General features: G+C 65.1%; 27 protein-coding genes, 1 tRNA gene and 2 pseudogenes. 9 read left to right on the forward strand and 21 right to left on the reverse strand.

Translation table 11 applies throughout. The annotated features are described in order from the left end of the window. Positions 1–36 precede the first annotated feature (36 nt). The 5 genes and pseudogenes from ACW2Q0_RS24335 to ACW2Q0_RS24355 form a co-directional block, all read right to left on the reverse strand. Positions 37–993 (reverse strand): annotated as a pseudogene (locus ACW2Q0_RS24335) (ABC transporter ATP-binding protein); the annotation flags it as partial. Next, positions 990–2,426 (reverse strand): branched-chain amino acid ABC transporter permease, encoded by a 1,437-nt coding sequence (locus ACW2Q0_RS24340; RefSeq protein ID WP_457193216.1) that lies wholly within the window; start codon positions 2,424–2,426, stop codon positions 990–992. The pseudogene ACW2Q0_RS24335 and the gene ACW2Q0_RS24340, both read right to left, overlap by 4 nt. Beyond that, the gene (locus ACW2Q0_RS24345) at positions 2,423–3,460 is read right to left on the reverse strand and encodes a branched-chain amino acid ABC transporter permease (RefSeq protein ID WP_457193217.1); all 1,038 of its coding nucleotides are present in this window, start codon (positions 3,458–3,460) and stop codon (positions 2,423–2,425) included. The genes ACW2Q0_RS24340 and ACW2Q0_RS24345 overlap by 4 nt, the downstream gene beginning before the upstream one ends. A gap of 97 nt (positions 3,461–3,557) precedes the next feature. After that, a complete protein-coding gene (locus tag ACW2Q0_RS24350) occupies positions 3,558–4,769 on the reverse strand; it encodes a branched-chain amino acid ABC transporter substrate-binding protein (RefSeq protein WP_457193218.1) in 1,212 nt (403 codons plus the stop codon). 231 nt (positions 4,770–5,000) lie between these two features. After that, positions 5,001–5,618 (reverse strand): ANTAR domain-containing response regulator, encoded by a 618-nt coding sequence (locus ACW2Q0_RS24355; protein ID WP_457193219.1) that lies wholly within the window; start codon positions 5,616–5,618, stop codon positions 5,001–5,003. Between the two features lie 221 nt (positions 5,619–5,839). Here ACW2Q0_RS24355 and ACW2Q0_RS24360 point away from each other — a divergent pair. From ACW2Q0_RS24360 to ACW2Q0_RS24375, 4 genes are all read left to right on the forward strand, one after another. Continuing rightward, positions 5,840–5,926: transfer RNA gene (locus ACW2Q0_RS24360), tRNA-Leu, on the forward strand. A gap of 244 nt (positions 5,927–6,170) precedes the next feature. Then, positions 6,171–6,683 (forward strand): monooxygenase family protein, encoded by a 513-nt coding sequence (locus ACW2Q0_RS24365; protein ID WP_457193220.1) that lies wholly within the window; start codon positions 6,171–6,173, stop codon positions 6,681–6,683. A 245-nt stretch (positions 6,684–6,928) separates the two neighbouring features. Further along, positions 6,929–7,549, forward strand: a complete 621-nt coding sequence (locus ACW2Q0_RS24370) for an arsenate reductase/protein-tyrosine-phosphatase family protein (protein ID WP_457193221.1) — start codon at positions 6,929–6,931, stop codon at positions 7,547–7,549. A gap of 97 nt (positions 7,550–7,646) precedes the next feature. Continuing rightward, on the forward strand, positions 7,647–8,072 hold the full coding sequence (locus ACW2Q0_RS24375; RefSeq protein WP_457193222.1) for a hypothetical protein: 426 nt from the start codon (positions 7,647–7,649) through the stop codon (positions 8,070–8,072). 149 nt (positions 8,073–8,221) lie between these two features. Here ACW2Q0_RS24375 and ACW2Q0_RS24380 read toward each other — a convergent pair whose 3' ends face one another. The 10 genes and pseudogenes from ACW2Q0_RS24380 to ACW2Q0_RS24425 form a co-directional block, all read right to left on the reverse strand. Continuing rightward, positions 8,222–9,130, reverse strand: coding sequence for an acyl-CoA thioesterase (locus ACW2Q0_RS24380; RefSeq protein WP_457193223.1), 909 nt, complete (start codon positions 9,128–9,130; stop codon positions 8,222–8,224). Positions 9,131–9,132: 2 nt separating this feature from the next. After that, entirely contained in the window at positions 9,133–10,551 is a 1,419-nt protein-coding gene (gene pyk / locus ACW2Q0_RS24385) for a pyruvate kinase (RefSeq protein ID WP_457193224.1), read from the reverse strand. Positions 10,552–10,656: 105 nt separating this feature from the next. Beyond that, positions 10,657–11,187: pseudogene (locus ACW2Q0_RS24390) on the reverse strand (amino acid ABC transporter permease); the annotation flags it as partial. A 67-nt stretch (positions 11,188–11,254) separates the two neighbouring features. Beyond that, the gene (locus tag ACW2Q0_RS24395; protein ID WP_457193225.1) at positions 11,255–11,764 is read right to left on the reverse strand and encodes a TM2 domain-containing protein; all 510 of its coding nucleotides are present in this window, start codon (positions 11,762–11,764) and stop codon (positions 11,255–11,257) included. Between the two features lie 151 nt (positions 11,765–11,915). Then, positions 11,916–13,130 (reverse strand): prolipoprotein diacylglyceryl transferase, encoded by a 1,215-nt coding sequence (lgt, locus tag ACW2Q0_RS24400; protein ID WP_457193248.1) that lies wholly within the window; start codon positions 13,128–13,130, stop codon positions 11,916–11,918. A gap of 96 nt (positions 13,131–13,226) precedes the next feature. Further along, a complete protein-coding gene (trpA, locus tag ACW2Q0_RS24405) occupies positions 13,227–14,027 on the reverse strand; it encodes a tryptophan synthase subunit alpha (RefSeq protein WP_457193226.1) in 801 nt (266 codons plus the stop codon). A gap of 73 nt (positions 14,028–14,100) precedes the next feature. Then, on the reverse strand, positions 14,101–15,375 hold the full coding sequence (gene trpB, locus ACW2Q0_RS24410; protein WP_457193227.1) for a tryptophan synthase subunit beta: 1,275 nt from the start codon (positions 15,373–15,375) through the stop codon (positions 14,101–14,103). Beyond that, on the reverse strand, positions 15,372–16,190 hold the full coding sequence (gene trpC / locus ACW2Q0_RS24415; protein WP_457193228.1) for an indole-3-glycerol phosphate synthase TrpC: 819 nt from the start codon (positions 16,188–16,190) through the stop codon (positions 15,372–15,374). Before trpC ends, trpB begins: the two co-directional genes overlap by 4 nt. Positions 16,191–16,319: 129 nt before the next feature. Beyond that, entirely contained in the window at positions 16,320–17,075 is a 756-nt protein-coding gene (locus ACW2Q0_RS24420; RefSeq protein WP_457193229.1) for a TIGR02234 family membrane protein, read from the reverse strand. Further along, positions 17,072–18,628 (reverse strand): anthranilate synthase component I, encoded by a 1,557-nt coding sequence (locus ACW2Q0_RS24425; protein WP_457193230.1) that lies wholly within the window; start codon positions 18,626–18,628, stop codon positions 17,072–17,074. Before ACW2Q0_RS24425 ends, ACW2Q0_RS24420 begins: the two co-directional genes overlap by 4 nt. On the opposite strand from ACW2Q0_RS24425, the gene ACW2Q0_RS24430 reads away from it, so the two are divergent. The 4 genes from ACW2Q0_RS24430 (at position 18,627) to ACW2Q0_RS24445 (ending at position 20,985) form a co-directional block, all read left to right on the forward strand. Continuing rightward, a complete protein-coding gene (locus ACW2Q0_RS24430; protein WP_457193231.1) occupies positions 18,627–19,097 on the forward strand; it encodes a hypothetical protein in 471 nt (156 codons plus the stop codon). The two genes, ACW2Q0_RS24425 and ACW2Q0_RS24430, sit on opposite strands and share 2 nt — an antisense overlap. 90 nt (positions 19,098–19,187) lie before the next feature. Continuing rightward, positions 19,188–19,652 carry a peroxiredoxin gene (locus tag ACW2Q0_RS24435; protein WP_457193232.1) on the forward strand — a complete coding sequence of 155 codons (465 nt, stop codon included), beginning with the start codon at positions 19,188–19,190 and terminating at the stop codon, positions 19,650–19,652. 88 nt (positions 19,653–19,740) lie between these two features. Next, the gene (locus ACW2Q0_RS24440; RefSeq protein WP_457193233.1) at positions 19,741–20,313 is read left to right on the forward strand and encodes a permease; all 573 of its coding nucleotides are present in this window, start codon (positions 19,741–19,743) and stop codon (positions 20,311–20,313) included. 234 nt (positions 20,314–20,547) lie between these two features. After that, positions 20,548–20,985 carry a MarR family winged helix-turn-helix transcriptional regulator gene (locus ACW2Q0_RS24445; RefSeq protein ID WP_457193234.1) on the forward strand — a complete coding sequence of 146 codons (438 nt, stop codon included), beginning with the start codon at positions 20,548–20,550 and terminating at the stop codon, positions 20,983–20,985. 34 nt (positions 20,986–21,019) lie between these two features. Here ACW2Q0_RS24445 and hisI read toward each other — a convergent pair whose 3' ends face one another. From hisI to ACW2Q0_RS24475, 6 genes are all read right to left on the reverse strand, one after another. Then, positions 21,020–21,364, reverse strand: a complete 345-nt coding sequence (hisI, locus tag ACW2Q0_RS24450) for a phosphoribosyl-AMP cyclohydrolase (RefSeq protein ID WP_457193235.1) — start codon at positions 21,362–21,364, stop codon at positions 21,020–21,022. Positions 21,365–21,700: 336 nt separating this feature from the next. Further along, a complete protein-coding gene (locus ACW2Q0_RS24455; protein ID WP_457193236.1) occupies positions 21,701–22,426 on the reverse strand; it encodes a TIGR03564 family F420-dependent LLM class oxidoreductase in 726 nt (241 codons plus the stop codon). 74 nt (positions 22,427–22,500) lie between these two features. After that, positions 22,501–23,274 carry an imidazole glycerol phosphate synthase subunit HisF gene (hisF, locus tag ACW2Q0_RS24460; protein ID WP_457193237.1) on the reverse strand — a complete coding sequence of 258 codons (774 nt, stop codon included), beginning with the start codon at positions 23,272–23,274 and terminating at the stop codon, positions 22,501–22,503. 81 nt (positions 23,275–23,355) lie between these two features. Beyond that, positions 23,356–24,171, reverse strand: a complete 816-nt coding sequence (locus ACW2Q0_RS24465) for an inositol monophosphatase family protein (protein WP_457193238.1) — start codon at positions 24,169–24,171, stop codon at positions 23,356–23,358. Between the two features lie 7 nt (positions 24,172–24,178). Continuing rightward, positions 24,179–24,910 carry a bifunctional 1-(5-phosphoribosyl)-5-((5-phosphoribosylamino)methylideneamino)imidazole-4-carboxamide isomerase/phosphoribosylanthranilate isomerase PriA gene (gene priA / locus ACW2Q0_RS24470; protein WP_457193239.1) on the reverse strand — a complete coding sequence of 244 codons (732 nt, stop codon included), beginning with the start codon at positions 24,908–24,910 and terminating at the stop codon, positions 24,179–24,181. Between the two features lie 62 nt (positions 24,911–24,972). Further along, the gene (locus ACW2Q0_RS24475) at positions 24,973–25,368 is read right to left on the reverse strand and encodes a MarR family winged helix-turn-helix transcriptional regulator (protein ID WP_457193240.1); all 396 of its coding nucleotides are present in this window, start codon (positions 25,366–25,368) and stop codon (positions 24,973–24,975) included. A gap of 22 nt (positions 25,369–25,390) precedes the next feature. On the opposite strand from ACW2Q0_RS24475, the gene ACW2Q0_RS24480 reads away from it, so the two are divergent. Then, on the forward strand, positions 25,391–25,631 hold a 241-nt coding region (locus ACW2Q0_RS24480), incomplete at its 3' end, for a hypothetical protein (RefSeq protein ID WP_457193241.1).

A 25,631-nucleotide genomic window follows, 5' to 3' on the forward strand; every position in this document is an offset into this window, starting at 1 on the left:
GACCACTTCGGTTACCGCGGTGGCCTTTTCGGCCGCCGCCACCTCGGTGTCGGGGACACCCAGATACGCCGCGATGACATCCTGGTTGTCGCGGATCTCGGCGGGCAGTCCGTCGGCGATCTTACGGCCGAACTCCAGCACCACGATCCGGTCCGTAACACCCATGACCAGGCGCATATCGTGCTCGATCAGCAGCACGGTGAACCCGTCGTCGCGGATCTTGCGGATCAGATCCATCAGTGCCGATTTCTCACTCGGATTGAACCCGGCCGCGGGTTCGTCCAGGCAGAGCAGTTTCGGCTCGGTGGCCAGAGCGCGGGCGATCTCCAAGCGACGCTGATCGCCGTAGGAGAGATTGCGCGCCTTTTCCACCGCGCGCGATGCGATGCCGACGAATTCGAGCAGGGCCATGCCGCGCTCGATCGCGTCCTTCTCCTCACGGCGGTGGCGCGGGGTCCGGAAGATGGCGCCGGGTACCGAGGTCTTATGCCTGGCGTCGGTGCCGACCACCACATTCTCCAGCGCGGTCATCTCGCCGAAGAGCCGCACATTCTGGAAGGTGCGGGCGATGCCGAGCCGGGTGATCTCGTTGCGCTTGGTCTTCGTCAGCGGTTTGCCATCGAAATACACCAGACCCGAGGCCGGTTTGTAGACACCGGTAATGGCGTTGAAACAGGTGGTTTTGCCGGCTCCATTGGGTCCGATCAGCCCGAGGATCTCGCCGCGGCGGATCTCGAAGCTGACCTTGTCCAATGCGGTCAGACCGCCGAACTTCACCGTGAGCTCATCGGTCCGCAGCAGCGGCGCACCGACCGCGGTCTCGATGTCGCGGTGCGGCGCTACCACATCCGCGACGACCCCGGCATCGGCGAGCACCGGGATCACGGCGGTGACATCGACCTCGCCCACGCTCTCGACCTCGGGCGGCGCCGCATAGCCCGCCGCCATATCCTCGTTGTCGAACAGGGCGTCGCCCGCGCCTGGCCCGGTCATCGTCGCGCTCCGATCAGTTCACGCTCACCCGGTTTGCGCACGGCCTGATACACCTGCCTACCGAAGGTCAGCAGTTTCTGCCGCACCGGGAACAGTCCCTGTGGCCGCAGAATCATCATGACCACCAAGGTAATTCCGAAATACATGTACTTGAGGTCACCGAGGGACTGCGCACCACCGACGCGGAACAGCAGCACACTGCCGAGCAGCAGTGCCCCCATGACTCCGGTGACCACCATGCCGGTAATGCACGCGCGCCGTGGCCATGCGCTCAGGCTGTCGCCCTTGTACTTCCATACGAGGACCAAACCAACGAAAACGAGCACGTCGATCGCCAGCAAGAGGTACCCGGTGGACTCATTGCTCACCAATTTCACCGACTGCAGTCGCGCGGGCAGATAGGCGATGATGAACGCGCCGAAAATGACGCCGAGCTTATTGCCCTGACCACCGATGACGACCGCGCACAGGAACAACATCGAATTGATGATGTTGAACCCGGTCGGATTGATGAACTGCACCTGACCGGCGTAGATCGCACCGGACATACCGCCGACGGCAGCGCCGATCAGGAAGGCCCACAGCTTGAATTTGAAGGTCGGCACACCCATGATCTCGGCGGCGTCCTCGTCCTCGCGGATGGCCACCCAGGCGCGGCCGACGCGGCTGCGTTCCAGATTGCCGACGATCAGCAGCACGATGACCACCAGCACCATCGCGAACCAATACCACCAGGTGCCGTAACTGGCCCGGTCGAGCAGATTCGCGCTAACGGGATTGCCGCTGTTACCGCCGGAGAACACGCCCTCCGGTTTGCTGCCGGATTCGCCGATGTGCGGGAAGGCGACACCGGACAACCCGAGGCTGCCATTGGTGATATCGGTGAGGTTGTCGGCGAGCAGACGCACGATCTCACCGAAGCCGAGCGTGACGATCGCCAGATAGTCACCACGCAGCCGCAGTGTCGGGGTGCCGAGAATGATGCCGGAGACGGCCGTCACCGCGACCGCGATCGGCAGACACGCCATCCAGGCCCAGGTCGGATTCAGCCAGCCGCCGTCGGTCTGATTCCACGGACTGTTGGGGCTGGTGAGCAGACCGACCGTGTACGCGCCGATAGCGTAGAAGCCGACGTAGCCGAGGTCGAGCAGACCCGCCTGTCCGACAACGACATTCAGGCCGATGGCGATCAGCGCGTACATCGCGACCTGCGCCATGACCAGACCGAAGTTGTAGCCGGGAGTATCCAGCAGCGGTGGCGGGAACAGCGGAAGCAGTGCGAGCAGAATGAGGATCGGCACGCCGAGACCCCATTGCGCCGGGCGGCTCAGGCCGTCCCACCAGTTCCGAATCGCATCTCCGACACCGTATCCGGTCGGGGCCGCCTTGCTCGTCTCGGATACGGGGTCCGGGGTTTTGGTCGAGTCGGTCATGCGCGGGCCCTCCCGAGGCTCTCACCGAGGATGCCGGTCGGGCGCACCATCAGCACCAGCACCAGCACGACGAACGCGACGACATCGCGCCACTCCGAACCGAGCAGCGACTGGCCGTACTGTTCCATCACGCCCAGCAGGATGCCGCCGAGCAAGGCGCCGCGCAGATTACCGATGCCGCCGAGCACCGCTGCGCTGAATGCTTTGATGCCCAGGATGAATCCGCCGGAGTAGATGATGCCCTGTGGAATCTTGATCGCGTACAGCAGCGCAGCCGCACCGGCGAGTACACCGCCGATGAAGAAGGTCAACATGATGACCCGCTCCCGCGAAACGCCCATCAGCGTCGCGGTATCGGGATCCTGGGCGACGGCGCGGATGCCGCGCCCGAATTTGGTCCGGTTGATGAGCACCTCGGTCACGATCGCCAGCGCGATTGCCGCGAGCACGATCAGCAATTTGATGTTGTCGACCTCGGCGCCGAAGAAGCTGAACTGCACGCTCGGCTCGACCAGCTTGATCGGCTGCTGGGCATTGGTGCCACCGAGTTCGGGGTTGATCTTCGGCAGGATGAAGTGCACGAATTCCTGGATCACGAACGACATACCGATCGCGGTGATCAGGAAGCTGAGTGGTTTGGCCCCGCGTTTTCGCAATGGTCGATAGGCCACCCGCTCCAATCCGACTGCGGCACCACCGGATACCAGCATGCCGATGATCATCGCCAATGCGAGATAGGTGACGGTCAGGATGATGCCCTGGGTGTACACATCGGGGTTCGCCACGAATCCGAACAGCATGAGCCCGATCAATTGACCGAACATGCCGAGCATGAATATTTCCGAATGGGCGAAATTGATCAGCCGCAATACGCCGTAGACCAGGGTATAGCCCACGGCGACCAGGGCATAGATGGAGCCGTAGGTCACCCCGTCGACGGTCAGTCGCCAGAAGTTATCGATCACTCCGTGGTAATTGAAGTCGATCGAACTGCCGGCGAGTTGTGCTACACCGGCCAATGCCGTTGATGTCATTCGTCTTTTGCCCTCATTTATTCGCCCATCCGACACGGCGGCACGTATAGGGATTCGCACGAACCCCTATACGTGCCGCTGTGCTGGTTGTCCCGGGCTACTTGACCTCGTAGATCCAGATCAGTGCGTTGGACAGTTCACCGGTCGCGTTCCACTTGTACTGACGCGCAAGGCCGGTGCCGTCGTAGGACCGCACGTACTCCAGCAGATCGGGACGGGTCAACTTGCCGCCATCGATGCCCTTGGCCAAGATCGTGGTCAGATCATAGCCCTCGACGGAGTAAACACCCGGCTCCGAGCCGTTGAGTGCCTTGTAGTCGGCCGTGAACTTGTCCGGCGCCGGACCACATGGGCAGGACAGCACCGCACCCTTGGACGAGCTACCGGCTTGCGCGACGAACTGTGGGTCATTGGTGCCGTCGGCGGAGACGAAGACCGCCTTGACACCACCGGACTTCAACTGCTGGGCCAGAGGCGCGCCCTCGGAGTAGTAGCCGGAGTAGAACACGGCGTCGGGGGCGGCGCTCGCGATCTTGGTGACCGTGGCGGAGAAGTCCTTATCGCCCTTCTTGATGCTGGCATTGCACGACGCGTCGTTCGCGGAGCCGAGGCCCTCGATGATCGACTTGGCCAGACCGGTGCCGTAGTCGGTGTTGTCCTGGATGACGCAGACCTTCTTGTAGCCCGCGGTGTTGACCAGGTACTTGCCGACCGACGGACCCTGCACGCCGTCATTGGCCAGGCCGCGGAAGAAGCTGGTCCAGCCGTTCTGGGTCAACGTCTCGTTGGTGGCCGAGGCGGTCACCGAGACCAGACCGGCCTGGCTGAGCTTCCCGCCGGTCGCCTTGGTCTCACCGGAGAACGCTGGACCGACCAGACCGATGATCGACTTGTCGTCGATGATCTGCGCGATGACCTGGGTGGCCTTCTGCGGATCGCCCTCGGTGTCGAACTGCTTGAGCTCGATCTTGCAGCCTGGGTTGGCCTTGTTGTGCTGGTCCAGCGCGAGCTTCACGCCGTCGACGATATTGATGCCGAGGGCCGCGTCCGGACCGGTGAGCGCGCCCGCCATGGCGATCGCGGTGCCCGCCGGGCAAGTCGCCTTGCCGTCGCCCGCCGGGTCGGCGGCGGCGGCGCTGTCCGACTTCGGCACCTGCTTGCCGTTCGCGTCGATCTGCATGACCGGCTGGATCTTCAGACCGCCCGCGCCACTGGTGCCGGAGGTGCCCGAGCCACCGCTGGTCGATTTATCGCTACACCCCGTCAGCGCGAGCGCGGCGGCGGCACCGATGGCCAATGCCCCCCGCATCGAACGACTGCGCCATGTCGAACTAAGCACGTTTCACCTCTACGTCCTGTGCTCCCCCGGCCTCTCCTCCGAGGAGGCCGACCACGTCAGCCCGGTCAGAACATAGCGTTGGCGCGTTAGCTGCGCATCACATTCGGATCATCCGATCGACATTGTTTCGAATTTTTCATCGCGATCAGGTTTCCGGGAAGTAAAATCTACGGCCTTGAACAGCCGCGCCGCAAGACAGGCTTACTTGGGCGCCAGATTTTCCAGCACGACCTCGGCTACCGCCTTCATGGTAGTGCGGCGGTCCATCGCCGTACGTTGAATCCACTTGAATGCCTGCGGCTCCGACAATCCCTGGGTCTGCATGAGCACGCCTTTGGCGCGCTCGACCAGTTTGCGCGTCTCGAGGCGGTCGGCCAGATTCGCTACCTCGCTCTCGAGCGCGGTGATTTCGTGGAAGCGGCTGGCCGCCAATTCGATGGCGGGTACCAGATCCGATTTCGTGAACGGCTTGACCAGATATGCCATCGCACCGGCGTCGCGCGCCCGCTCCACCAGATCGCGCTGACTGAACGCGGTCAAAATCACAACCGGCGCCACGCGTTTCGACGCGATCTCGGCCGCGGCGTCGATACCGTCGCGGCGCGGCATCTTCACGTCCATGATGACCAGGTCCGGCCGATGCTCCACCGCCAGATCCACCGCCTGCTGGCCGTCGCCCGCCTCACCGACAACGTGATAGCCCTCTTCGGTCAGCATCTCCACCAGATCCATGCGGATGAGCGCTTCGTCCTCCGCGACGACGACCCGCTTCGCCCCGGCGTCCCGCTTCGTGCCGGCGCCCCCTGCTGTGTTGCTCATAGGTAGACCCCTCTGGTTCCGATGCCGTGTCCCCGACATGCGAATGAGGGACGTGGTCCGGGCCCCGGCCCACCGCCCCACTGTCGCCGTCGAGTGATGTAAAGAGTACCTTTCAGTTCCGCATACACCCCATATACCCTGCGCAAACCGGGTGACGATCACTTTCTACCCAGCCCATTCGTGGTTTTCGACAGTCACCCGCTATGCTTTCCCACCGGTGCGCCGATTTGGCGGAACTGGCAGACGCGACGGTCTCAAAAACCGTTGTCCGAAAGGACGTGTGGGTTCGAGTCCCACAATCGGCACCAGCTCGTAGTTCGGCCCATGCCCATGAAGGGCATGGGCCGAACACGTTGGTTGTGTTTTTGGGCGGTATAGGCCCTGAGCGCCGCCCGGCGGGCCCGCCCCGGATCCCTGCTCTGGTCACGGTACCGACGGACCCGCGGATTCGCGCTGTCGACGCATGCGGAGGGGGCAATCGAACTAAGGCGCGGGCTGTGTCGTTATTTCCACGTAGGGTCGCAATACGCAGCCCGATGTGGAGGTGCCTCGATGCGGGTGAACAGGACCACTGTCGATCTGTCCGGGTATCCAGATCTGGTCGTCATCTATCTCGGGATGCGAGTGCGCAAGCCGCGCGGGATCCTGCGGTTACTCGGTCTGGGCCCGAAACTGTATCGGTCGCACAAGGATCGGCCGGACGGGCTATTGTCGCACGAGGATGTGATCTGGTCGCTGTTTCCACCGCATTGGGGAGCGCGCCAGTATTGGCGGGATCTGGATTCACTGGAACAGTGGACACGTTCTGCGCCACATCGGGATTGGTGGCAGAAGTTCCTGCGCGACTCCGGCGGGACCGGGTTCTGGCACGAGGCCTACTTCATGCGCGGCGGTATCGATGCGATGTACGACGATATGGGGGCGGGTTCCGGACTGCCACGGTTCGCACCCGTCGTGGCCTCGCGTGGCCGGATGTTCACGACGCGGGAGCGCGTGTACGGCGAGGCGGCCGACGTGGCACCCGTGGTCGCCGAATCCGCTTACTACCGTGGGGAGTCCGAGTGAATTCGATCCCCAACCGTGGCAATACTGTGATGGTTGAAACCGTCGGCGCCGGGGTACTTTCAGCTGGACGCCCAGACCTCGATTACCGATCGACCGCCAAGTGGCAACAGGTATCGAGCGTCTCTCTGAATACCGGGGCGTACTTCGTGTACGGCACTTGACCAGCAGATGAATATGTGTTCGGAGGGCTGTGATTCGATGTCGACGGCCTTCTGGTCGACCCCTGCGCGGCTTACCGTATCCGCATGCACGTCCTGTTCGTCTGCAATGGCAATGTCTGCCGCTCGGTAATCGCCGAACGGCTCACCCGCGCCGTAGCGGCCGAATACAACCTGCCCCGACTAACCGCGGAGAGTGCAGGAACCCGTGCGCTGGTTGGCTTTCCGATCGAGCCGCTCGCCGCGCGGACCATCGAGGGACTCGGCGCCGACGCCGACCATTTCCGGGCCCGCAAACTCAAGCCCGAGCTGATCGACCGCGCGGATCTGGTACTCGCGATGACCGAGCAGCTCCGCGACCAGGCAGCACAGATGGCGCTCGGTGCCGGACCACGCACGTTCACCCTCCTGGAGGCGCATCGCATCGCCAAGGTCACCGGCGCCGATACCATCGCCGATCTGCATCACGCCCGCCACGATCTGGCCCTGGTCGGCCGGGAGAACATCGCCGATCCGGTCGGCCTGTCGGAGGCCGCCTTCTGCGAGGTCGGTGACCGGATCGCCGAGGCATTGGTGCCGCTACTACTGGCCTTGGCGCCGCACGAGCAGCAAAGGCCGATCGACGACGACCGCCCCGGCCTCGTAGTGGCTCCGGGAGCGCGTCCCGCGCCGCTGGCCACCTTCCTTGCCGCCCAGCGGATCCGGTGACAGGCAGGGCCCGGTGTCCAATTAGCGGGTAAAGGGATTACACTCGCGCGCGGAATAACTCCGCCGTTGATGGTTCGACACACGACAGGAATCAGACATGCCGAAACGAATTTCGGATGTTTCGCTCCATGTTTATGTGACACCGGAAGCCCTCGATCGCGTCGTCGATTCGGTACGCGAGGTGGTCGACGACCACCTCCAGGACCGCGATGTCTTCGCGTGGCGTTTCACATCGCCCGTCGAGGCCGACGCACCGGAGCACCTCCTACTCGAAACCCAGTGGCGGGTAGCGCACCCCGGCCAGGAGCAGGGGGCCCGGCGCACCTATGAGATCGCACTCAGCCTGGTCGGCGCGCCGCGCGATCTGGCCGCACCGAGCCTGAGCGCGCTGGAGAAGCGCCTGATGTTGGAAACCGCAAGCTGCCCAATGGATCTGGAGATCCCGCGGACTATCCGAGTGCGGCGCCGCGACAGCTTCGACTTCGAAACCGAACGCGAACGGTTCCGCCTCCCCGGATATTGAGGCTCGCCCGCTTCTTTTGCCGGTCGTCAGTGCTTGGCCGATCGCGGGCCGCCGGTTGGCCGTCGAATCCAGTTCTGGGCAGTCCCGACGAGTTGCCCATGTGTTTGCGAATCAGTTGTCATTGCTCGCAATACACATGGGCACCCAGTTCAGCGGCGCTCCGGGAAGTGGCGGATGACGCCCTCCTGGACCGTGGTGGCAAGCAATTCGCCACTGCGGGAGAAGAATCGGCCCGTGGCAAGGCCACGCGAACCGGCAGCCACCGGGGACTCGGTGGCGTAGAGCGCCCAATCGTCGAAGCGGAACGGGCGGTGGAACCAAATCGAATGGTTGATCGTCGCGGCCACGATGCGGTCCAGCCCCCAGGACAGACCATGTGTGGTGATAATCGAATCCAGCACGGTGGTATCAGACGAATAGCCAAGTGTCGCAACGTGAATCAGCGGATCGTCGGGCAGTCGGCCATCGGCCCGCATCCACACGCGGTTGTGATTGAGCCGCTCGCCCGTGCCCTTCAGGATCCAGGCCGGATCGTTGGTGTAACGCATATCGATCGGATGCGGCGCCTTGACGAACATCTCCAGCTTGTCCTCCAAGCCTTCGAAGCTCTCCTCGACGCGCGGCAGGGTCTCCGGATCCGGCACCTCCGGTTGGGCGTGTGCGTGCTCGAGCCCCTTGCCCCAATCCTGGAACGCGGCGAGCATGACGAACAGCTCGTGACCGTCCTGGGTCGCGGTGACCGTGCGGTTGGCCAGTGAGCGCCCGTCGCGGTGGCGGTCGACCTGATACTCGATCGGCTTCTTCACATCGCCACCACGCACGAAATGCGCGTTGACGGCGTGCAGCGGACGGTCACCATCGACCGTCCGCCCCGCCGCCATGATCGCCTGCGAAACCAGCTGACCGCCGAAGGTGCGGCTCCAGACCTTCTCCGGATGCTGACCGACGAAGACATCCTCGTCGACCTGTTCCAGATCGAGCAGTCCGAGCAGCACATCGAGGTCGGTACCCTCCGGTGCGGCCCCGAGGCCGACAGCGCCACCCAACGAAGAGCTCACGACTAATGGTCCTCCTCACCGATACGGTGCACGTGGATCAGATTGGTCGAGCCGACAGTACCGGGCGGGGAGCCTGCCACGATTACCACCAGATCACCTTTTTGGTATCGCTGCATCGACAGCAGTGCTACATCCACCTGGTGGATCATGGCATCGGTGCTGTCCACCGTCGGGACGATGAAGGTTTCGGTACCCCAGGTGAGCGCCAGCTGGCTGCGGACTTCGGGAAGGGGGGTAAACGCCAGCAGCGGCAGCGGGGTGTGCAGTCGGGCCAGGCGGCGAACCGTATCGCCGGACTGGGTGAAGGCGACCAGCGCCTTGGCATTGAGCCGCTCGCCGATATCGCGGGCCGCGTAGGAGATGACGCCGCGCTTGGTGCGTGGCACGTGGGTCAGCGGTGGCACCCGGGTGGATTCGGTCTCTACCGCGTGCACGATCCGCGCCATGGTGCGGACCGTCTCGATCGGATATGCGCCGACCGAGGTCTCACCCGACAGCATCACCGCATCGGCGCCGTCGAGCACCGCATTGGCCACATCGGAGGCCTCGGCGCGGGTCGGGCGCGAGTTCTCGATCATCGACTCCAGCATCTGGGTCGCGACAATGACCGGCTTGGCATTCTCGCGGGCCATTTGGATGGCCCGCTTCTGCACGATCGGCACCTGCTCGAGCGGCAGTTCGACGCCGAGGTCACCGCGGGCGACCATGACCGCGTCGAAGGCGAGCACGATGGCCTCGAGATTGTCGATGGCCTCGGGCTTCTCCAACTTGCCGATCACCGGAACGCGCCGACCGACCCGGTCCATCACGTCGTGCACCAGCTCGACATCCGAGGGGGAACGCACGAAGGACAGCGCGATGAAGTCGACGCCGAGCTTGAGCGCGAATTCGAGGTCCTCGATGTCCTTTTCCGACAGCGCGGGCACCGAGACATCCATACCCGGCAACGAAACGCCCTTGTTATTGCTGACCGGTCCGCCCTCGGTCACCCGGCAGACGACATCGTTGCCCTCGACCCGAGTGACCGTGACGCCGACCTTGCCGTCGTCGATGAGCAGGCGATCGCCCGGTTTGGCGTCCTTGGCCAGCTCTTTGTAGGTGGTGGAGACGCGATCGTGGGTGCCCTCGATCTCGTCGACAGTTATGCGGACCTCTTCACCGTTGGCCCAGACGGTCTTGCCCTCGGCGAAGCGTCCCAGCCGGATCTTCGGTCCCTGCAGGTCGGCGAGAATGCCGACCGCCCGGCCGATATGGTCCGAGGCCTGCCGCACCTTCTTGTAGTTTTCGGCATGGTCGGAGTGCTCGCCATGACTGAAATTCAGCCGCGCCACATCCATGCCACTCTCGACGAGTTCCCGAATACGTTCCTCGGTAGCGGTCGCTGGGCCGAGAGTGCACACAATCTTCGTCCGTCGCATCACGAGTAGAGCCTAATCCCGCGCAGTACCCCTAGCCTGCTGCGGCCCTGGTGAAAGCTAGGTGAAAAATATGCACGAAGGCTTAGCGGAAAGAGCAAAAGGGCCGCTTCAGCGCGCGACATGGTGGGACAGCCGAGTTTCCGGGCGGGTCTGACCGAAGCCGAGAACCAGACAGATCACCCAGTAATAGAGGGCGGCGACGCCGTACAAGGCGAAAAGTCGAAGGTCCGGGCGGCGGCCAGCCAGGCGGTGCGCAGGATTTCGGTCACCAGGATGGTCGAGGCCGGCGAGATGTTTTTCACCCGGGAGATGAGGGTGTTGGACAACGGCGGCACCGCGGGCCGCCTGCGGCACCATGATCAGCCGCAACTCCTGGGCATACGACATGCGAGCGCCTTGGCCGACTCTCACTGCCGTAGGATTGCCGCGCGCACGACCTCGGCCGCGTAACCGCCACCATCGAGGCTGAAGGCGATCACTGCCGCCGAAAACGAAGCGATACCGATGTTGAACTGTGGCAGCGCGTAGAACGCGATGAACGGCTGCACCAGCAGCGGTGTACCCCGAATGATCGAGATATAGAACCGAGCGGAACCACAGCGGTGACATCCGCGCCAGCGCTACGAACAACGCGATGACCTGGCAACGGGCCCCGCCGCATCGTCTTACGATGCGGCGGGGCCCGTCGGTCGATTATTGGCGGCGGTCAGTCGCGCAACGGCCGCCCGAGGCTGTCGGGCACCTTGCCGGTGAGCATCATGATGCCGTCGATGAACGGCCAGAGACCGCCGAAACCGCAGGTCAGCCAGGTGACCGCGATCTGAGCCACGGCGATGCCGGTGTGGCCGGTGTAGAAACGGCCGACACCGAAGCCGCCGAGGAAGATCTGCAGCAGACCCGCGGTCAGCTTCTGCTTATCCGAGAACGGCACACCGAACGGGTCGCGACCGTAGGGCGCTTCCGGATCGTTGGGGTTGTAGCCGCCGCCCTGGTACGGCGGCGGGTAGCCGCCCGGCTGCTGAGCGTAAGGATCGGGCTGGCCGTATTGCGGCTGACCGTACTGCGGCTGGCCGTACTGCGGCTGCTGCTGGTTGTACGGATTCGACGGGTACTGCTGTCCCGGTGCCTCGGGCTGCTTGTTCAGGTCCGGCCCCGTCCCGGGCGGACCGTACTGGGGACCGCCGAAGCCTGGCTGATTCTGGTAGGGGTCGGTCACTAAATGTCCTCCATCATTTGTGCATTTCGACGGGCGCTCACCCGCCTCCCCGCGTGTTTTGCCGGGCAATTGGGCACCCGAGGGTATCGTCGCGGACCCGCGCTCACGTGTCTACTCGGTGCCCCGACGAGTTACCCAAGTTGTTATGAGATCAGTCGTCTTTTTTCGAGATTCCGACCTTGCCCGGCTCGGCGTCCGCGGTATCGGACTCCGTTGAGTTATCGCCGGCGGTTTGCGATTCGTTGCCGGAGTTCTCGGATTTCGTCGGATCCGGCTGCTCGCCAACGCTTTCGCCGTTGTCCTCGATCTGCTTCGCCGCGTCGTCCTTGTCGGTTTCGGCGTCTTCATCCGCGCTGGGCGCCGCGTCCTTCTTCCCGGCACCATGCTTCGGCGGCACCGCTTCCGCCGCGGCGGCGGCCTTCGAGGCGGCCTCGGATTCGGCGCCCGCCGCGCGCTGTGCCCCGATCTGCCACGGCCATGGCCGCGCAACCGTCGACGGTTGCAGTTGATCGGCGGTTTCCCTACCCTTCGTCGCGAAGATGAAATAGGCGACGGCGGCCAGGAATACGATTGCCGAGGTGAATGAGTTGATGCGGATGCCCGCGATCTTGGTCGCCTCGTCATCACGCAGCAGTTCGACGAAGAAGCGGCCGAGGCAGTACCCGGCGACATAGAGCGCGAACAGCCGGCCGTGCCCGATCCGGAAGCGCTTATCGAGCAGTACCAGCAGCACCACGATCAGCAGGTTCCAGATCATCTCGTACAGGAACGTCGGCTGCACGACCTTGTCCACGACGCCGGTCGAGACGCCGTTCATCATGTCGAGCTTGCCCTGATCGTCGAAGCGCAGATAGATCTCCAGACCCCACGGCACGTCGGTCTTGCGCCCGTAGAGCTCCTGATTGAAGTAATTACCGAACCGGCCGATGGCCTGGGCCAGCAGAATCGGCGGCGCGATCGCATCGCCCAACGCGGGCAACGGGATTCGGTAGACCCGGCAGCCGATCCAGGCACCGACACCGCCGAGGAAGACCGCGCCCCAGATGCCGAGGCCGCCCTGATAGATCTTCAGCGCATCGATCGGATGGCCGTCGGCACCGAAGTACTTCTGCCAGTCGGTGGCAACGTGATAGAGCCGCCCGCCGACCAGACCGAAGGGCACCGCGAACATCGCGACGTCGAGAATCGCCCCCTTCTGGCCGCCGCGCTGCTGCCAGCGCCGCTCACCCCACCAGATGGCGACGACGATGCCGATGATGATGCACAGGGCATAGGCCCGCAGCGGAAACGGACCGATATGCCATACGCCCTGCGGCGGACTGGGAATGTAGGCCAGCACATCAGCGGTGACGGCACGGCTGCTCAGGACGCTGTCTGCGAGGACTCGTAAGGTCACGGCCCCAACCGTAGCGGAGCACGACCACATCGCGGGATCCGCGGTCGGCGTGCCCCGCTCGGGCGGCTAGGAGGCGACGGCCGCGGAGCGAACACCGTCAGCCAGTTCGGCCGTGAGAGTACGCACCGCCTCCAGTCCCTGAGCTGCGGCGGTCACCAGTGCCGAGCCGACGATGACTCCATCTGCATAGGAGGCGATTTCGGCCGCCTGCGCACCATTGCGTACACCGAGGCCGACACCGATCGGGATATCGGAGTGGGCGCGGACGCGTGCGCACAGCGCCGGAGCCGCAGAGGAAACCGCGTCGCGAGCGCCCGTGACACCCATGGTCGAGGCCGCGTAGACGAAGCCGCGGCTAGCCTCCAGCGTCTTCACCAGACGCTCCTCGGTGGACGACGGCGCGACCAGGAAGATGCGGTCCAGATCGTGTGCGGCCGAGGCGACGAACCAGCTGTCGGCCTCCTCCGGGATGAGGTTCGGGGTGATCATGCCGGAACCACCCGCGGCGGACAGATCGCGCGCGAAGCGGTCGACGCCGTACTGCAGCACCGGATTCCAGTAACTCATGACGACGGCCTTACCGCCCGCCGCGGTGATCGCCTCGACCACCGAGAACACATCACGTACCCGGACACCGCCGCGCAGCGCCTGATCGGCGGCCGCCTGGATGGTGGGTCCGTCCATGACCGGATCAGAGTAGGCGACGCCGACTTCGACTATGTCGCAACCGGATTCGACCATCGTGCGGCACACCTCGATCGAACCGGCTAGGTCCGGATAGCCCGCGGGTAGGTAGCCGATCAGCGCGGCCCGGCCCTCCGAGCGGCAGGCGGCGAAGGTGTTCGCGAGGCGCGACTGTTGACTCATGACTGCGCCTCGCAGACGTTCGGCTCCGTCGACGTCGTGGACGCTGTATTCATTGTTCGCTCGCTGCGCTCGCTCACTGGTGGCTCTCCTTGTCGGCGCCGTGGTCATCGAACAGCCCGAACCAGTGGGCCGCCGTGTCCATATCCTTGTCGCCGCGCCCGGACAGGTTCACCAGGATGATCGCGCCCTTGCCCAGTTCCTTGCCGAGCTTCATCGCGCCGGCCACCGCATGTGCGGATTCGATCGCCGGGATGATCCCCTCGGCACGGCTGAGCAGCAGCAGCGCGTCCATCGCCTCGGTATCGGTGATCGGATGGTATTCGGCGCGACCGATGTCCTTGAGGTAGGCATGCTCCGGACCGACACCCGGATAGTCCAAACCGGCCGAGATCGAATGCGATTCGATGGTCTGGCCGTCCTCGTCCTGCAGTAGATACGAGTACGCACCCTGGAACGCGCCGGGTGTGCCACCGGTGAAAGTCGCGGCATGCCTTCCGGTTTCGACGCCGTCACCGGCCGCCTCGTAGCCGATCAGCCGCACGCCCGGATCGTCGAGGAAGGGATGGAAGATGCCGATGGCGTTGGAGCCGCCGCCGACGCAGGCGGTGACCGCGTCGGGCAGCCGACCGGTGAGCGCCTGCACCTGGGCGCGAGCCTCCAGACCGACGATGCGCTGGAGATCACGCACCATCATCGGGAACGGATGCGGGCCCGCGGCAGTGCCGAAGCAGTAGTAGGTGGCGTCGGCATTGGTGACCCAGTCGCGCAGCGCCTCGTTGATCGCATCCTTGAGGGTCTGCGAACCGGTCCGCACCGAGATCACCTCGGCGCCGAGCAGCCGCATACGGGCCACATTCAGCGCCTGACGGGCGGTGTCGACCGCACCCATATAGACGACGCAGTCCAGGCCGAGCAGTGCGCACGCGGTCGCGGTGGCGACGCCGTGCTGACCTGCGCCGGTCTCCGCGATGACACGGGTCTTGCCCATGCGCTTGGCCAACAACGCCTGGCCGAGCACATTATTGATCTTGTGCGAACCGGTGTGGTTCAGATCCTCGCGCTTGAGGATGATGCGGGCGCCACCGGCGTGCTCGGCCAGCCGCCGGCACTCGAAGATCGGCGACGGGCGACCGGTGTAGTCGCGCTGCAGCCGGTCCAGTTCGTCGAGGAAGGCGGGATCGAGGCGACACTTCTCGTATTCGGCGGTGACCTCTTCGATCACCGCCATCAGCGCCTCCGGCACATGCCTGCCGCCGTAGACGCCGAAGTGGCCGCCCGAATCGGGCTCGTGTTCGCTGCGCTCGTGGACGCCGTCGGAGGCCTTGGGCAAAGTCGTCACTTTTGTCACCGGCCCCGCCGTGCGGGCTTCGGGCAGGACGGGTGGGTGCCCGCGGTCACCAGTTCGGAGACGGCCGCGCGCGGGTCACCGCTGGTGACCAGCCCCTCGCCGACGAGCACGGCGTCCGCACCCGCACCGGCATACGCCAGCAGATCGGCGGTGCCGCGGATACCGGATTCGGCAATGCGGATGACCTCGGTGGGCAGACCGGGAGCGATGCGTGCGAAGACATCGCGGTCGACCTCGAGGGTCTTGAGGTTGCGGGCGTTCACGCCGATCACGGAGGCACCGGCCTCCAGGGCGCGGTCCGCCTCTTCCTCGGTGTGCACCTCAACCAGCGCGGTCATGCCGAGCGATTCGGTGCGGTCGATCAGCGAACTCAGCACGTCCTGCTCCAGGGCGGCCACGATGAGCAGGATGACGTCCGCGCCGTGCGCTCGGGCCTCGTGGATCTGGTAGGGCCCGACCACGAAATCCTTGCGCAGGATCGGGATGTTCACGGTGGCGCGGACGGCGTCCAGATCGTCGAGCGACCCGTGGAAGCGGCGGCCCTCGGTGAGCACGCTGATGATGCGCGCGCCGCCGTCCTCATAGGCCTTGGCCAGACTCGCCGGGTCCGAGATATCCGCGAGCTCCCCCTTGGACGGGCTGGCCCGCTTGACCTCGGCGATGACGCCGATGCCGTCTTCGAGGAGCGCGGCGCGGGCGTCCAGCGGCGCGGGCGCCGTGGCTGCGGCCGCCTTGATCGTCTGGAAGTCCAGAAGGGCTTCCCGAGCGGCCACATCCGCGCGGACCCCGTCGAGAATCGAGTCGAGTACCGTCATCTGGCTCGAATCCTTTCTGGGGAGACGGACTTGCTGCCTGAGAATCCCCCCAGGCACTGTCTCACCGATGCTGACAAAGAATAAATGGCTGCTTGTAGCGCAACTGCGCCGGGGTTTGTAGTCACCTGCTCAGACACTTCGATGCCTCTGTTCCTCCTGATCATGCTCGGCGCAATCGTCTGCGGCGGAAGCGGGTCGACCTGCTTCCTCCGTTGGGTCCGCACCTGCGTCCAACGCATCCCAGAGCACCCGCTCGGAAAGCCGACCGGTATCGCCGGCCGCCTCGTCGGTGCGCTGACGTGTCACCTGTTCGGAGGCGGCGGCCCTGCGGAAGACCGGATTGTCGTACTTGCCGGACAATCGGGCGGCATGCTCGGGCATGCGGGCCAGCAGGACACCGGCCGCGAAGGCTGCCAGCGCTCCCAGCAGCGAAAGCACGGCGGGGAACTGGGACGTGACCACCTCGGTCACGGTCGCGCGACCAGGCAGCTCCGCCAGGGTGGCGGCCCGGGCCGCGGTCGCGCCGGATCCGGTCAGTAGCGCGAACGCGGGGACCGCTGTCACCGCGGCGACCAGACCGATCAGGACACCGAACATGCGTCGCAGCCAACCGCGGGTCGCCAGCACCGCGGCGATGGCCGCCAGCAGGACCAGGGCCAGTGGCGTGAGTGCACCGAACCAGACACCGCCGTTGAGCTTGTCGGTGCGCGGTTCGGTCAGGCCGTCGGTGGATGAGACAGTTACCCACGTCATCCGGGAGGAGCCCCACAACGCCGCCGCGGCGATGGCGAGCAGGACGATCGCGCCGACCGGATATTTGCGCTTGCTGGTCTGCGCGTCCGCCTGGGGGGTCGGATCGGTATCGACGGGTTCCGGATCGGTCATTCCGCACTGCCGTCCGCAGGTATCGACACGCTGTACGCCCGAACAGTTTTCGCGGCCGCTACCGCCCGCAGGACCGCCATGGCCTTATTGCGCGATTCGACGTCCTCGTAGTCCGGATCCGAATCCGCGACGATGCCCGCACCCGCCTGCACATAGGCGGTACCGTCTTTCAACAGTGCGGTGCGGATGGCGATCGCGGTATCCGCATCGCCCGCGAAGTCGAGATAGCCGACGACACCGCCGTAGACGCCGCGGCGAGTAGGCTCGAGTTCCTCGATGAGTTCCATCGCGCGGACCTTCGGCGCACCGGACAGCGTGCCCGCGGGGAAGCAGGCACTGACCGCGTCCAGCGCGATCTTGCCCGGCGCGAGACGACCCGAGACCGTCGAGACCAGATGCATGACGTGGCTGTAGCGCTCGATGTGGCGATACTCGGTGACCCGCACCGTGCCCGGCTGGCAGACCCGGCCGAGATCATTGCGGCCGAGGTCGACGAGCATCAGATGCTCGGCATTCTCCTTTTCGTCGGCGAGCAGCCCCTTCTCCAGCAGCAGATCGTCCTCCTCGGTGGCGCCACGCCACCGAGTGCCCGCGATCGGATGTGTCGTCGCCACGCCCTCCTTCACCGTCACCAGCGATTCCGGGCTGGAGCCGACAATGGAGAATGCCGTGCCGCCGTTGCCGTCCGGAATGTGGATCAGATACATGTACGGGCTCGGATTGGCGGCGCGCAGCATCCGGTAGAGGTCAAGGGGCGCACCGTCGTAGTCCATTTCGAAGCGCTGCGAGAGCACCACCTGGAAGGCCTCGCCCGCCTCGATCTCCTTGACCAGGCGGCGCACACCCGCGCCGAATTCTTCGGTGGTGCGGCGACGGAGGTACTCCGGCTCGGGCTGATCGAAGACCGACACAGTGGACTCCGCGGGCACCTCCAGCGCGGCGGTCATCCGATCCAGCCGAGCGACCGCATCGTCATAGGCCTCGTCGACCCGTTCGGCGGTGCCGTTCCAGTTGACGGCGTTCGCGATGAGCGTGATCGCACCCTCGTGGTGGTCGAAGGCGGCGAGATCGGTGGCAAGCATCAGCACCATCTCGGGCAGCCGCAGATCGTCGATGGCGAGGGTAGGCAGCCGCTCGATCCGGCGCACCGCGTCGTAGCCGAGGTAGCCGACCATGCCGCCGGTCAGCGGGGGCAGGCCGGGCAACCGCTCGGTACGCAGCAACTGCAGGGTTTCGCGCAGGGCCACCAGCGGATCGCCACCGGACGGAGCATCAGCGGGGGTGTGCCCGAGCCAGGCCGCTTCCCCATCGACGACTGTCAGCGCGGAGGGGCTGCCCGCGCCGATGAACGACCACCGCGACCACGACCGCCCATTCTCCGCGGACTCGAACAGGAACGTTCCGGCCCGATCCGCGGCCAACTTGCGGTAGGCCGACAGCGGGGTTTCGGAATCCGCCAACACCTTTCGGGTCACGGGGACCACCCGATGCGCCGCGGCCAGTAGGCGGAACTGTTCGCGGGTCGTGGTGGTAGGAGTGGACGCGCCAGGCATGAGTCCATCATCCCAGGTGGCACCGACAGCCTTGTCGGCGCGTCCCAACCTCTACAACCGACTGTCCGGTTCTGACGTGCCGCAGGGGCGGGTGACAGCCGTCACTACGCTCGCCCCGTTCGATCTCACACGCGGTATCCATTTCGAGAGGAGACAACCGATGTACCCCTCGCCACCAGGTGCGCCGGACGGTCGGCATGCCGCCGGCTCCGCCCTGCCCGGCAAGCCCCCGCGAATCGTCGGCCTGAATTCCATGGGCGGATCACCTAGCGCCAACCAGGTGAACGCCCTGGCTTCCTTCGTCACTTACGTGAAGGCGCTGGAAGCCCTGGACAAGCGCCACTTTCCGGACGAGTACGCCACCCACAGCGACCGGATCAGGGAACTCAGGCCACTGCTGCGCGCGCACGGAATTCTCGATGTCATGGAGATCAAAAATCCCGAAGTCGCCGCGCTCATCGGCGCTTAGTCCTGATATGAACCCGTCACTGCGCTCTCCGGCATGACGGGACCGAGCGCGGGGCGGCGAACCGACCTCGCGCCCGGTACTGTCCCCAGTATGCAGACAGGTCAGCTCGCTCCCGAGTTCGAGCTTCCCGATCAATCCGGCACACTGCGTTCGCTCGATGCGCTACTCGCGAACGGTCCGCTGGTGCTGTTCTTCTACCCTGCCGCGAATACGCCGGTCTGCACGGCGGAGGCGTGCCACTTCCGTGATCTGTCCGCCGAATTCGCCGCGCTGGGCGCATCATGCGTCGGTATCAGCACCGATGGCGTCGACACTCAGGCCGGATTCGCTGCCAAGCAGAACCTCGGTTACCCCTTGCTGTCGGATGCCGACGGCAAGATCGCCTCGGCGTTCGATGTGAAGCGCGGACTGCTCGGCAAGCTCGCACCGGTCAAACGCCAGACGTTCGTGATCGATCGGGATCGCAAGGTCGCCAAGGTGATCACCGGGGAGTTGCGGGCCAATGTGCACGCGGACGAGGCGCTGAAGTTCCTACGCGAGCGCGCGCTGCAGTAGCCCTGCTCCCGAATCTCACGCCGACCGACACGAAAAACACCAGGTCCATCGCCGTCGATCTCCTGGTTGCCAGGCATACGCTGGATTCATGACTTCGAGCGAGGCTCGGCCAGATGGGCAGAAATCCACGCTGGCCACGTGGCGCACGCGGATCATCGGCGCGCTGGCGGTCATCGCCGTATTGATCATCGCCTACTTCATTCTTGCGGCCTTCATTCCACGCTGGTGGGCGCAGCGCGTCGCCGACCTGGTGAGTGGCAGTTTCAGCAAGGGCATCGGCTGGGGCCTGGCATACGGTGTCTTCAGCACCGCGATCCCGTTGTTCCTGTTCCTGGTCGCCGCGCTGATCTGGAAGCGGCGAGCCGGAAGGTTCATCGCGGGTGCTGCCGCATTGCTCGCGGTGATCGTCGCGATTCCGAATCTGATGACACTGTCGATCGTGCTCGGCAACAGTAGTGCCGCGCACGCCGGCGAGCGGATTCTGGACGTAGACGCGCCCGCCTTCCGTGGCGCCTCACTGGTCGGCGCCATCGTCGCGGTCGCGATTTTCCTCACCGCGGTGGCCCTGATCGGCCGACGACGGTGGCGGCGCCGGCATCCGGGCAAGCGACCGGCGCCGACACCGCCCGCCACCACTCCCCAAGCGCCGACGGTTACCTAGGACGCGTAGCCGACACCGCTATCCGTCCCTGTGAGTGACCTCACGCCACGAACCAAGCCCATGACGGTCGAGCGAAGTCGTGGCAAACTCATTTGCGCGAGTGACCGTGAATATGCTTTTCATTAATCGCTAGGTTCGCTAACAAACAGACGTCACTTGGCTCGAAAGAAGGCACCAGTGACGAAGTGGCTCGACCCGAACGAACAACGAGCTTGGCGAGCGACCGTAGCGCTGATGACACGTCTACCAGGCGCTTTGGACACCCAGTTGCAGCGCGAATCCGGGGTGACGCATTTCGAATACTGGGTGCTCACACTGTTATCCGAGGAACCCGGCCATCGGCTGCAGATGAGTGATCTTGCCCATAAAGCAAATGCATCGCTATCGCGACTGTCCCATGTGGTGTCGAAGCTGGAGCGCATGGGCTGGGCACAGCGGTCGGCGACTACCGGTCGCCGCGGCGTGCACGCGGTGCTCACCGACGATGGCTACTCGAAGGTCGTCGAGGCGGCACCCGGCTATCTGGATGCAGTGCGGCAGTTGGTATTCGACGGTCTCGATGCCGCGCAAACGGCGCAGCTCGCCGATCTCAGCGAACTGCTGGTCAGACAGCTCGGCGACACACTGAGCCAGTCCAACGGCAGGTCAGCGGCGGTCGAGGAGCGCGACTAGCAGCCGAATCCCTAGCAGGCGCGCGAGGTTCCGCTCAGTTATCGGCGAGCAGCAGGTCGGAGTCGAAGCAGGTGTGCGTGCCGGTGTGGCATGCGGCGCCATCCTGATCGACGACGAGCAGGATCGTGTCGCCGTCGCAGTCGAGGCGCACCTCGCGCACGTATTGAGTGTGGCCGGATGTTTCGCCCTTGACCCAGTACTGCCGGCGGGACCGCGAATAGTAGGTCGCCTTGCGGGTTTCCAGCGTACGGGCCAGCGCCTCGTCGTCCATCCAGGCAACCATCAGCACATCGCCGGTGCCGCGCTCCTGCGCGACCGCGGCGACGAGTCCGGCGTCATTGCGCTTGAGCCGGGCGGCGATGGCAGGGTCGAGAGTCATATCACCGTTATACAGGGAGCACCCCGACCGAACACATCCTGTACTGCCGAAACACCACCTGGTGCGATCGGTCCTACTCGTCCGGCGGCGGGATCAGTTCCAGATGTTCGGCCACAGGCTTTTTGGTGCGCGCGGCTCTGCCGGTCACCAATTTCACTCCGCCCCGGTGGGCAACCAGCCATTTGCCACAGACACACCGCAGATAGCGAACCGAACCATGTGTCGACACCAGCAACGGCGATGGCCAAGAGCATGCGGGGCACGTGGCGGACATGGTCGCTAAGCCTGGGTAACTATCGGGCAGATAGCAATCACCGCCGCGGCGTGGCGGCCGAACTATCCTGAAGAATCTCGCGCTGTGCGAGTGCGATTCAGCTCACCCAGGACCTGCCAGGTGCGTCGCCGATCCGCCTCGGAGGCTAAATCTGTTTGGGCGACAACGACATCGGTGGCGCCCGCTTCGAAGTAAGCGTTGACCTGGTCGGCGAGGGTCTGTTCATCACCGATCACAGCGAGTTCGGCGGCGTGGGATACACCGGAGAGCTCGATCATGCGCCGATAGGACGGAATCTCGTTGTAGAAGGCCAATTGTTCGGTCGCCGTCGCGCGAGTGCTGTCGACATCAGCGGTGACCACGCCAGCAACCATCGCGACAATGCGGGGACGCGGGCGTCCGACTCGTTCGGCGGCCACCGTGATGGGTTCGACGATGTACTCACCCAATGCCTTCGGACCGACCAGAAATGGCATTGTGCCGTCGGCCAATTCGGCGGTCACCCGCAGCGCCTGCGGTCCCATCGCCGCGACAACGACCGGCACCGTCGGGTCGGCACCCGCGACCGCGGCAGGCATCGGCGTTACGGCGCTGAGGGTTTCGCCGTGGAAATCCACCGAGCCGTGATCGAGAACGCCGCGCAATGCGATCAGGAATTCGCGGAGCCGAGTAATCGGCCGGTCGAAGTTCGCGCCGAAGGCCGACTCGGTGATCGAGCGCGCACCGAGCCCGAGGCCCGCCCATTCCCGCACGTCCCCTTGGTTGGGGCACGACTCAGGCTGTCGCATATCTGCGGAGAACCTCGCAGAACATACACCTGGTGCGAGGCAATCACCGGCTATGCGCCGCCTTCGTTTGGGGGCTAGCGGACAGTGATGTGTTCGGCGCGCATGGCGGCTTTGACTTGGGGGATGGTGAGGTCGCCGAAGTGGAAGACGCTGGCGGCCAGGACCGCGTCCGCACCGGCCTGAACGGCGGGGGCGAAGTGTTCGACGGCACCGGCTCCGCCGCTGGCGATCACCGGCACCGAGACCGCTTCACGTACGGCCTTGATCATGGGCAGGTCGAAGCCGGTCTTGGTGCCGTCGGCGTCCATCGAGTTGAGCAGGATCTCGCCGACGCCGAGTTCGGCTCCGCGCACGGCCCATTCGATGGCGTCGATACCGGTGCCGCGCTTGCCACCGTGCGTGGTGACCTCCCAGCCGGACGGAGTGTCGGGCTGACCGTCCGCAACCGTGCGCGCGTCCACCGACAACACAATGCACTGCGAGCCGAAGCGCTCCGACATTTCTCGCAAGACCTCGGGACGCGCGATGGCGGCGGTGTTCACCGACACCTTGTCCGCGCCCGCACGCAGCAGTCGGTCGACATCCTCGACCGTGCGCACACCGCCACCGACGGTGAGCGGGATAAAGATCTGCTCGGCCGTGCGCGTCACCACATCGATCATGGTGCCGCGGTCGCCGGTCGAGGCGGTGACGTCGAGGAAGGTCAGCTCGTCGGCACCCTGCAGGTCGTAGGCGGCGGCGAGTTCGACGGGATCGCCCGCGTCCCGCAGATTTTCGAAGTTGACGCCCTTGACCACTCGGCCCGCGTCGACATCCAGGCACGGAATCACACGTACCGCCAACGTCATCGGCTCACCCTTCTGCGAATCATATTGTGCCCACCTACGCCGCCAACTTCGCCAGTTGCCATGTGGCATTCATGCGTCGACTCACGCATCGTCGGCGACCGTGCAAATCATTTCCAACAGCTCCTCGTGCACTCCCGGCGCGGCGGCCAGCACCGAACCCGAGGTGATGGTCCACGGCTCCCCCGCCAGGTCGGTGACCACCCCGCCCGCCGCGCGCACCAGCGCAACACCCGCTGCGTTGTCCCACGGATGGTGTCCGAAGACGATCGCGCCGCCGAGCACACCCGACGCGGTGAACGCGAGGTCGATGCCGGTGGAGCCGTGCATGCGCACCCGTGAAGACAGCCTGCTCAGCGGACCGAGCAGGTCGAAACGGAACCGGCCGGGAATGCGCCCGGCGGAGTCCACATTGAACGCGCCGAAGCCGATCATCGCCTCGGCCAGCTTCCCGTGCGGCAGGCGCGGCAGCGGTACGCCGTTGAGCACCACCGGACCGTCGACGGCAGCCGCATACCGCTGGCCGAGCAATGGCAGCCAGGTCAGTCCGAGCAGTGGCTCCCCGTTGTGCACCAGCGCGAGCAGCATGCCCGAAAGGGGATGTCCCGATGAGTAATTGAAGGTGCCGTCGATCGGATCCAGCACCCACGCGGTCCCCGACGTCAGTTGCGGACCGCCGAATTCCTCGCCGTGCACCTCGATTCCGGTGCGCTGCTCGAGTTGCGCGGAGATGGTGCGCTCCAACTCCAGATCGAGTTCGGTCGCGAAGTCGTTGCGGCCCTTGGCCACAGCGCTCGGCGCACCGACCCCGTCGACGAACCGTGGGCTGGCTGCGTCGAGGATTTTGCCGGCGACGTCGAGCAAGGCCGGTAGTTCGGTATCGAGACGGTTGGCGGTCATCGAATCGTCAGCGGACCGCGGCCAACGCCTCGGGCAGCGTGAAGCGGCCCGCGTAGAGCGCCTTGCCGACGATCGAACCCTCGACACCCTCGGGTACCAGTTCGGCGATGGCGATCAGATCCTCGACGGTGGAGACGCCGCCGGAGGCGATGACCGGCGCATCGGTGGCGGCGCAGACTTCGCGCAGCAGATCCAGGTTGGGGCCGGTGAGGGTGCCATCCTTGGTCACATCGGTGACCACGTAGCGCGAGCAACCGTCGCGCTCGAGGCGTTCGAGTACGTCCCACAGATCGCCGCCGTCGCTGACCCAGCCGCGGCCGCGCAGCCGGTACTCGCCGTCGATGATCCGCACATCCAGACCGACGGCGATGCGCTCGCCGTGCTTGGCGATGGCGCGGGCACACCACTGCGGATCCTCCAGCGCGGCCGTACCGAGATTCACCCGGGCACAGCCGGTACCCAGCGCGGCCTCCAGGGATTCGTCGTCGCGGATGCCGCCGGACAACTCCACCTGGACATCGAGTTCACCGACGACCTTGGCCAGCAATTCACGGTTGGAACCGCGGCCGAATGCGGCGTCCAGATCGACCAGATGCACCCACTCCGCACCGGCTTCCTGCCAGGCGAGTGCCGCGTCGCGCGGAGAGCCGTAGTTGGTTTCGCTGCCCGCCTCCCCCTGAACCAGGCGCACGGCCTCTCCATTGGCGACATCGACAGCAGGTAGCAGCACAAGACTCACGGATGCAGTTTAGTTGCTCGCTCTGCGCACCCTACCCCCGGCCTGCGGAAATACGGGCCCGCTCACCCTTGCACATGATCATCGAGGATCCTGGTGAGCAGCCGGACGAGTTCGCCGCGTTCGGTGGCGGTGAGGGCGGCGGTCAGTTCGTCCTGGGCGCCTTCGATCCGTCGCTCCAGTTCGTCCAGGTGGCGGGTGCCCGCCTTGGTGATGGTGACGATATTGCGGCGACGGTCGCTGGGATCCGGGGTGCGTTCGATCAAACCGCGTTCGGCCAGATCGTTCAGCGTGGCAACGATATCGCTGCGATCTACGCCGGTATGATGACCAAGATCGGCCTGGCTGGCCGGGCCGACTACACCGCCGACGCGACCGCGAAAACACCCGGTGTCCGGGCCGTGGGTCGTGCTGCGCTCATCGCGCGGGCGAGCCGGAATCACTCTGAATGACAAGCGCATTCAGCACTTCATTACCAATGTGATGATCGATCTGCACGGCGACACGGCCATGGTGCGGGCGAATCTCATCGCCACCTTCGCAGCGGCCACGACCGCCGTGGCGCATCCACTATCCCCGGAAGCGTCCGATCGAAACGTCGCGGCGGGTGGGGCGGATAACCGGGAGTTCCGGATGGAGGAAATCCCTGCGGTTGCAACGAATATCCACAGTGCGGTCAGTACCCCGATGCGGGGAAACATGCGTCGGGGTGGGATGGCTGGTA

Source organism: Nocardia citri, from assembly GCF_054065835.1.

What these genes read in the sequence shown, in the direction of transcription:
- ACW2Q0_RS24340 (WP_457193216.1), bottom strand. Translation starts at nt 2,426, where the DNA reads ATGACCGACTCGACCAAAACCCCGGACCCCGTATCCGAGACGAGCAAG.
- ACW2Q0_RS24345 (WP_457193217.1), bottom strand. Translation starts at nt 3,460, where the DNA reads ATGACATCAACGGCATTGGCCGGTGTAGCACAACTCGCCGGCAGTTCG.
- ACW2Q0_RS24350 (WP_457193218.1), bottom strand. Translation starts at nt 4,769, where the DNA reads ATGCGGGGGGCATTGGCCATCGGTGCCGCCGCCGCGCTCGCGCTGACG.
- ACW2Q0_RS24355 (WP_457193219.1), bottom strand. Translation starts at nt 5,618, where the DNA reads ATGAGCAACACAGCAGGGGGCGCCGGCACGAAGCGGGACGCCGGGGCG.
- ACW2Q0_RS24365 (WP_457193220.1), top strand. Translation starts at nt 6,171, where the DNA reads ATGCGGGTGAACAGGACCACTGTCGATCTGTCCGGGTATCCAGATCTG.
- ACW2Q0_RS24370 (WP_457193221.1), top strand. Translation starts at nt 6,929, where the DNA reads ATGCACGTCCTGTTCGTCTGCAATGGCAATGTCTGCCGCTCGGTAATC.
- ACW2Q0_RS24375 (WP_457193222.1), top strand. Translation starts at nt 7,647, where the DNA reads ATGCCGAAACGAATTTCGGATGTTTCGCTCCATGTTTATGTGACACCG.
- trpA (WP_457193226.1), bottom strand. Translation starts at nt 14,027, where the DNA reads ATGAGTCAACAGTCGCGCCTCGCGAACACCTTCGCCGCCTGCCGCTCG.
- trpC (WP_457193228.1), bottom strand. Translation starts at nt 16,190, where the DNA reads ATGACGGTACTCGACTCGATTCTCGACGGGGTCCGCGCGGATGTGGCC.
- ACW2Q0_RS24420 (WP_457193229.1), bottom strand. Translation starts at nt 17,075, where the DNA reads ATGACCGATCCGGAACCCGTCGATACCGATCCGACCCCCCAGGCGGAC.
- ACW2Q0_RS24430 (WP_457193231.1), top strand. Translation starts at nt 18,627, where the DNA reads ATGAGTCCATCATCCCAGGTGGCACCGACAGCCTTGTCGGCGCGTCCC.
- ACW2Q0_RS24425 (WP_457193230.1), bottom strand. Translation starts at nt 18,628, where the DNA reads ATGCCTGGCGCGTCCACTCCTACCACCACGACCCGCGAACAGTTCCGC.
- ACW2Q0_RS24435 (WP_457193232.1), top strand. Translation starts at nt 19,188, where the DNA reads ATGCAGACAGGTCAGCTCGCTCCCGAGTTCGAGCTTCCCGATCAATCC.
- ACW2Q0_RS24440 (WP_457193233.1), top strand. Translation starts at nt 19,741, where the DNA reads ATGACTTCGAGCGAGGCTCGGCCAGATGGGCAGAAATCCACGCTGGCC.
- ACW2Q0_RS24445 (WP_457193234.1), top strand. Translation starts at nt 20,548, where the DNA reads ATGACACGTCTACCAGGCGCTTTGGACACCCAGTTGCAGCGCGAATCC.
- hisI (WP_457193235.1), bottom strand. Translation starts at nt 21,364, where the DNA reads ATGACTCTCGACCCTGCCATCGCCGCCCGGCTCAAGCGCAATGACGCC.
- ACW2Q0_RS24455 (WP_457193236.1), bottom strand. Translation starts at nt 22,426, where the DNA reads ATGCGACAGCCTGAGTCGTGCCCCAACCAAGGGGACGTGCGGGAATGG.
- hisF (WP_457193237.1), bottom strand. Translation starts at nt 23,274, where the DNA reads ATGACGTTGGCGGTACGTGTGATTCCGTGCCTGGATGTCGACGCGGGC.
- ACW2Q0_RS24465 (WP_457193238.1), bottom strand. Translation starts at nt 24,171, where the DNA reads ATGACCGCCAACCGTCTCGATACCGAACTACCGGCCTTGCTCGACGTC.
- ACW2Q0_RS24475 (WP_457193240.1), bottom strand. Translation starts at nt 25,368, where the DNA reads ATGCGCTTGTCATTCAGAGTGATTCCGGCTCGCCCGCGCGATGAGCGC.